Annotated in this window: 4 protein-coding genes; 2 read left to right on the top strand and 2 right to left on the bottom strand. The window is 46.3% G+C overall.

Annotation, left to right across the window (positions count from 1 at the left end):
* The first annotated feature begins 630 nt into the window (after nt 1-630).
* Nucleotides 631-3,492, top strand: a complete 2,862-nt coding sequence (locus tag VN105_RS26930; protein WP_325646091.1) for a TonB-dependent receptor — start codon at nt 631-633, stop codon at nt 3,490-3,492.
* Nucleotides 3,493-3,565: 73 nt separating this feature from the next.
* Nucleotides 3,566-4,495 carry a sulfite exporter TauE/SafE family protein gene (locus tag VN105_RS26925; RefSeq protein ID WP_325646089.1) on the top strand — a complete coding sequence of 310 codons (930 nt, stop codon included), beginning with the start codon at nt 3,566-3,568 and terminating at the stop codon, nt 4,493-4,495.
* Here the strand turns inward: VN105_RS26925 and VN105_RS26920 are convergent.
* Together VN105_RS26920 and fumC are read right to left on the bottom strand one after the other, a co-directional pair.
* Nucleotides 4,478-5,467 carry a 2-hydroxyacid dehydrogenase gene (locus tag VN105_RS26920; RefSeq protein ID WP_325646087.1) on the bottom strand — a complete coding sequence of 330 codons (990 nt, stop codon included), beginning with the start codon at nt 5,465-5,467 and terminating at the stop codon, nt 4,478-4,480. The genes VN105_RS26925 and VN105_RS26920 overlap by 18 nt on opposite strands.
* A gap of 88 nt (nt 5,468-5,555) precedes the next feature.
* Complete coding sequence (gene fumC, locus VN105_RS26915; protein ID WP_325646085.1) at nt 5,556-6,956, bottom strand: class II fumarate hydratase; 1,401 nt, start codon at nt 6,954-6,956, stop codon at nt 5,556-5,558.
* Nucleotides 6,957-7,140: the final 184 nt, after the last annotated feature.

Raw genomic sequence — 7,140 nt, 5'->3', positions numbered from 1 at the left:
GTCTGGCTCAGGATTATACTGATTATACTGATTTGTTTTTGAATGAAGCAAAGATTGTTTGACTCAGGATGATTTTGCTGCTTTAGTTTTTGAATGCAGCAGAGAGAGATTGTTAAAGTGATGCTGATCTATTTTTGAGATGATTAATGAAAGAGAAAGATTTTCCGCTGAACAACAGCGATAATTTGATTTTTCCACATTTTTCGGAAAATTCAAAGGGATTGAAGGTGGAATTAATGATCATCTTTTGAAAATTTTCCACCCGCATTATAATATTATCTTAATTCAGAAAAAGGATAACCTCCGCTGCATTTCAAAAAAACAAAATCAGTGTAATCAGTATAATCAGCGTAATCCTGAGTCAGACAACCTCCGCTGCAATCACCTCACCCTGAATGGATTATAATCCCAGGTGCAGTCCTGACCGCAGTTATGCCCCGGCTTTTTCCAAATAATACCGGCATTTGCTTTGAAATGAAAAATACCCGAATTATATTTGTCTACTAATTCTATAGACTATATGATAATATCCTCTACAAAACATTCATTTACAGCACGATGTTGAGGCAAGACATCGAAAAAGGTCCTCTTATCAGTTTATCATTCCAGAATCAATAATGTTTTCAGCACATGCAAAAGTTTTTAATGCTGGCAAAATACCTGTTCTTAATGTTGGTATTCAGCCCGGCACTGGTACAAGCTCAATTGAATGGCTCGTACGTAATCCAGGGTAAAATCACAGATGACCACGGGGTGGCACTTCCCGGTGCTTCTGTTCAGATCAAAGGCACTTCCTTCGGCGCTCAAACCGATACCACCGGCCGCTTTGAAGTAACCACCAACTCCAAATTCCCCTTGAAGCTGGTTATCAGGCTCATAGGCTATCAGCCCCAGGAGTTTGAAGTAAAAAGCAGCAGCAGCAAACTGGCCATCCAGTTATACACCCAATCACTGCTCGTAAATGAAGTGGTGGTATCCGCTTCCCGGCAGCAGGAAAAACTGCTCCGCTCACCGGTGGCCATCGAAAAACTGGACATCAGGGCGCTCAAGGAAACCCCTTCTTCCACTTTCTATGATGCCCTCGGCAACCTGAAAGGCGTGCAAATGACCACTGCCGGTCTTACTTTTAAAGTATTCAATACCCGTGGCTTCAACGTTCCCAACAACTTCCGCTTCATGCAATTGGTAGATGGTGTGGATAACCAGGCTGCCACCCTCGGTGTACCACTGGGCAACGCCATCGGCCCCACAGAACTGGACATCTCCAGTGTGGAAGTTACCCCCGGCGCATCTTCCGCCTTATATGGCATGAACGCCATCAACGGAATGTCCAACCTGATCACTAAAAATCCATTCCAGTACCAGGGCGTAAGCGTTTACCAGAAAGTAGCCGTAAACCATGTTGGCGACGACGGCGGCGCCAAACTGCTCACGGAAACGGCTGTACGTTATGCACAACAATACACTCCCTGGTTCGCCTGGAAAATCAACCTGAGCTACATGCAGGGTACAGACTGGTATGCCGACAGTCACAACGACTTTTCCCCTCAATCAAAAGCCAACCCGGATTTCCCCGAACTCAGCGGCGCCAATAACATCGCCAACGACGCATGGAATAAATACGGGGATAACTCCAACCTCCAGGTAATTGATAAAGACGGCCGCGCTTACACGGTACACCGCACCGGATACTGGGAAAAAGATCTTGTGGGCGACTATACCGTTAAGAATAAAAAAGCCGATGTCTCCTTCAATTTCCGCTTACCACACAAGGTAGAACTGTCTGCTTCCTACCGCTATGGCGAAATGGACGGCTTCTTCCAGCGCGGTAACCGTATCGGCCTCAGAGGCGTAACTGTGCAAAACGGTAAACTGGAACTGGTACACCCCGACTTTACGGTACGCTCCTACATCTCCATCGAAAATACAGGCGATTCCTACAACATGAATCCGCTGGCAGATAACCTCGAAAAATCATTCAAACCAGATAAAAAATGGCTGGCAGATTATACCACCGGTCTTAACAACGCCCTCACAGCTGGTTCCAACCTGGTAGCCGCTCACGCTGCCGCACGCTCCTTTGCCGATGCCGGCAGATGGACCCCGGGCACCCCTGCATTTGATGCACAATTAGCTAAAATAAAAAGCATCAACGACTGGGATATTTACCCAACTTCCAAAAACCCGGAAAACACCAGCGGCGGTGCAGCCTTGCTGCAAAAAAGCCGGTTCTATCACACAGAAGGCACCTGGAACCTGCGCAAATACATCCACTTCGCTGATGTACTGGTAGGCGCCGATTACCGTACCTATGAAATCATCCCTGATGGCAACAACTTCGTGGACTTCTCCCGCCCGCTCGATAAACGCAATGAACCCGGTGGCAAACATATCTGGTACGGCAAATATGGTGGCTTCGCACAAATCAGCAAAACATTCTTTAACGACGCATTAAAGCTCACCGGCTCCCTGCGCTACGATAAGAACGAACAGTTCGATGGTAAAGTGAACCCACGCATCGCGGCTGTTTACAGCATCAAAGACAAACACAATTTCCGCCTCTCCTGGCAAAACGGATTCCGGTTCCCCTCCCTGTTTGAAGCATATTCCTTCGTAAACAACGGACAGGTAAGACGTGTCGGCGGTCTTGCTTTTATTGAAGAAGGACTGGGCTACTTTAAAAACTCTTACCTCACCAGCTCTGTTGATGCGTTTGGCGTAGCCGTAAATAAAACCATCAATGCGGAACATATTTCAAAAGAAGCAGCTGCCGCCAAAAATGCCGGCGTACTGAAAGTGGCCAACCTTGATCCTATCGTTCCTGAACAGATCACTTCCTTTGAAGCCGGCTACAAAGCAGTACTGCTCGATAATAAACTCTTTATTGATGTGGATGGCTACTATAGCTCCTACAAACACTTTATCGGGCAAATTGAAGCAGTGGTACCTAAAACAGGTAATGTTAACAATCCCGATCAAACAGTGCTGAACCAGATGCTGGATAAAGCACAGCAGGATCGTTACCGCGTGTGGACCAATAGTAAATCTACCGTAAACAACTACGGTTTTGCTGTAGCTGTTACCTACGATCTGTACAAAACTTACACCATCAGCGGTAATGCCAACTACAATAAACTGGCCCAGGATAAAACAAAGGATGATGCTTTGATCCCGGGCTTTAATACACCGGACTGGTTTAGCAACGTAAGCATCGGTAACCGCAATGTGTATAAAAACATCGGCTTCAATGTAGTATGGCACTGGCAAAATACTTTCTACTGGCAAAACCTCTTTGGTAACGGCGATGTGCCTTCCTACAACACAGTAGATGCGCAGATCACTTACCGCGTACCAAAAATCAAAACATCCTTTAAACTCGGGGCTTCCAATATCCTGAACGCTAAGTACTTCCAGTATGTTGGCGGTCCAACTATCGGGGGATTATACTACCTGAGCTTAACATATGACAACGTTTTTCAGAGAGGTAAATAATAATAGTTGCTGAAATGCAGGGGTGCAGCTGCAAAACTGCATCCCTGTTCTAAAAATCACTAATATAACTGGTATGACTACACGTACAACAGCTGTTGCCGGCACCGCTTCCGCAAAGCCGCAGTCCTCCTTCAAATGGTGGCATATTGCCGTTGTATCGTTGCTGATCGTTACCGGCTTAACAGCCCTCTATTACTACGAAGTTCCGGACGCCGTACAGGGAGATGTACGCCGGTTCTTTCACGCTCTTTTCACTACAGAATTGTTGTTTTATATTATTGTGGGATTGTGCGCACAACTGGTAGACGGTGCATTGGGCATGGCTTACGGCGCCACTTCATCGTCGTTATTATTAGGACTGGGGGTATCTCCCTCCGTCAGCAGCGCCAGCGTGCATGTGGCGGAAGTATTTACTACCGGCGCTTCCGGCTTTGCACATTTTAAACTGGGTAACGTTAATAAGAAACTATTCCTTTGCCTGCTCATACCAGGCATGATCGGTGCTGTTTCAGGCGCCTACCTGTTAGCAGACAAGATAGATGGAGATGTTATTAAACCCTTTATCAGCGCTTACCTGCTGATCCTCGGCATTATTGTGATCCGGAAAGGGATCCGGAAAAATAAAAGGAAAACAAAAACAAAGAGACTCGGCCCGCTGGCCTTTGCCGGTGGGTTTATGGACGCCATTGGCGGAGGTGGCTGGGGACCTATTGTTACTTCCACCTTACTGAGTAAAGGCCGTACCGTACATTATACCATTGGTTCTGTAAATGCAGCAGAATTTTTTATCTCGCTTTCCAGCGCTGCCACGTTCCTCATCTTTACCGGTATCTCCAGCTGGCAGGTAATCGCAGGACTGGTGACCGGCGGTGTGATTGCCTCTCCGTTTGCCGCCATCCTGGTGCGCAAACTAAAACGCAAACCCTTAATGATAATGGTAGGAGTGCTTATTATTATTTTAAGCCTTCGTACTATTATCGACACCTTACTTCACCTCGTTTAATACTATTCCCTCTTTCTCAAAACTACGTATATTGTTCAGCGTTACTTCCGCTATCTGCGTGAGCGCCTCCTTTGTAAAAAAGCCCTGGTGGGCAGTTACCAGTACATTGGGGAATGTTGTCAATCTTGATAACACATCATCCTGGATAATACTTCCGGAGAAATTCTGAAAAAACAGGTGCTCTTCCTGCTCATACACATCTATCCCCAATGCGCCTATATGCCCTACCTTCAATGCGGCTACTACCGCCGCGGTATCTATTAAACCACCACGACTGGTATTGATCAGCACCACACCTGTTTTCATAGTGGCAATAGACTGTTCATTGATCATATGCCAGGTACTTTCCATCAGCGGGCAATGCAGCGATATCACTTCTGATTGCGAAAAAATGGTTTCAAGCGGAACATACTTTACACCCAGCTCCATCAGTTCCTCATTCTCATAAATATCGTGGGCATATACCTTACAACCGAAGCCCAGCATAATCCTGCAAAATACAGCGCCGATATTTCCCGTGCCTGCTACACCAATTGTTTTATTGAAGAGATCAAAACCTTCCAGGCCATTCAGTGTAAAGTTTCCATCACGTACACGGTTATACGATTTATATATTTTCCTGTTCAGTGCCAGCAGCAAAGCAACGGCATGTTCCGCCACAGCATGGGGCGAGTAAGCCGGTACCCGCACTACTTTAATGCCTGCTGCTGCGGCAGCTTTGAGATCTACATTATTGAATCCTGCGCAACGTAAGGCAATTAACCGTACCCTCTTTTGCCGGAGTATATCAATTACAGCGGCATCCACCTTATCGTTCACAAACACGCAAACAACCTTTTCTTCTTTGATCAGGGCAGTATTATCTTCATTTAACTGCACCTCCAGGAAACGGAAACGGTGTTCACCGGACTTGTTGCTCTGATTAAAATAATAAATATCGTATGGCTGTGCACTGAAGAGGAGTATGTCCATGGCTATAGTACTTATTTACAGGGAAGATAATAAAAAAAAGAGCCCCGTTGTTAGCGGGACTCTTTTCTTCCATAAATATGATCTGTATTTACTTGATTTCTCCTACCATGTTGGCAGGTACCACCCACTCATCAAATTCGGCCGGGGTTACATAACCAAGTTTTACCGCCATTTCCTTCAGGGTAGTGCCTTCCTTATGGGCTTTCTGCGCAATTTCAGCGGCTTTATAATAGCCGATCTTTGTGTTCAGTGCAGTTACCAGCATAAGAGAATTTTCCACATGCTTTTTGATGTTGGCTTCAATTGGCTCTATGCCTTCAGCGCATTTATCGTTGAAGCTTACGCAACCATCACCGATCAAACGGGCTGAGTGCAGGAAGTTAAAAATCATCACCGGTTTGAATACGTTCAGCTCAAAGTGGCCATTTGCGCCACCAATGCTGATCGCCACATCATTGCCCATTACCTGTGCAGCAATCATGGTGAGCGCTTCGCACTGGGTGGGATTAACTTTGCCCGGCATGATAGATGACCCCGGCTCATTGTCGGGGATATGAATTTCGCCAATACCTGCGCGCGGGCCGGAGCTTAGCATGCGTATATCGTTGGCTATCTTCATTAAACTTACTGCTACTGTTTTCAGGGCGCCATGCGCCTCTACAATCGCATCGTGTGCAGCCAGGGCCTCAAATTTATTTTCAGCAGTAATAAAAGGCAACCCGGTTAGCTTTGCAATATTCTTCGCTACATTTTCAGAATACCCTTTAGGAGTATTGATACCAGTACCAACAGCGGTACCACCCAATGCCAGTTCACTCAGGTGAGGCAATGAATTGTTGATAGCCTTCAGGCCGTGCGTCAGTTGGGCTACATAGCCGCTGATTTCCTGGCCCAGTGTAAGTGGCGTAGCATCCATGAAGTGGGTACGGCCAATCTTTACCACATTTTTATATGCCTCCGCTTTTTTAGCCAGCGTGTCACGAAGCTTCGTAATGCCTGGAATAGTTACTTCCAGCAGCATTTTATAAGCCGCAATGTGCATGGCGGTAGGGAAGGTGTCGTTAGACGACTGTGATTTATTCACATCATCGTTCGGGTGAACGAATTTATCCTTATCAGTAAGCTGACCGCCATGAATAACGTGGGCGCGGTAAGCTACCACTTCGTTTACGTTCATGTTAGATTGGGTACCGGAACCTGTTTGCCATACTACCAGCGGAAACTGGTCGTCCAGCTTGCCTTCCAGTATTTCATCGCATACCTGGCCAATCAGGTCACTTTTCTCTTTGGGTAATACACCCGCTTCGAGATTGGTGATAGCTGCCGCTTTCTTCAGGTAAGCGAATGCCTTGATAATTTCCTTCGGCATTTTGTTGATGTCCTGCGCGATCTTGAAATTTTCAATGGAGCGCTGTGTTTGAGCGCCATAATAGGCATTTACAGGCACTTTTACCTCGCCCATTGTGTCTTTCTCTATTCTAAATTCCATGACTTAAACTTTTAAGGCTACAAAAGTACGGCTTTACGGTTTGGGCAGCAAGCTATTCCCCGGTAAAATTCGCCTGTCTTTTCTGGATAAAGGCTGCCGCGCCTTCCTGCAGATCTTTTGTAGCAAAGCAGGCCCCAAACTCTTTCAGTTCCAGTTCAAAGCCGTCCTGGTCTTTATCCAGCGC

Origin of the sequence: Chitinophaga sp. (assembly GCF_035564935.1) — a bacterium.
GTDB lineage: Bacteria > Bacteroidota > Bacteroidia > Chitinophagales > Chitinophagaceae > Chitinophaga.
This window is presented reverse-complemented; position numbering and strand designations above follow the sequence as displayed.

Coding starts and splice junctions, on each gene's coding strand:
- VN105_RS26925 (WP_325646089.1), top strand. CDS start 3,566: ATGACTACACGTACAACAGCTGTTGCCGGCACCGCTTCCGCAAAGCCG.
- VN105_RS26930 (WP_325646091.1), top strand. CDS start 631: ATGCAAAAGTTTTTAATGCTGGCAAAATACCTGTTCTTAATGTTGGTA.
- fumC (WP_325646085.1), bottom strand. CDS start 6,956: ATGGAATTTAGAATAGAGAAAGACACAATGGGCGAGGTAAAAGTGCCT.
- VN105_RS26920 (WP_325646087.1), bottom strand. CDS start 5,467: ATGGACATACTCCTCTTCAGTGCACAGCCATACGATATTTATTATTTT.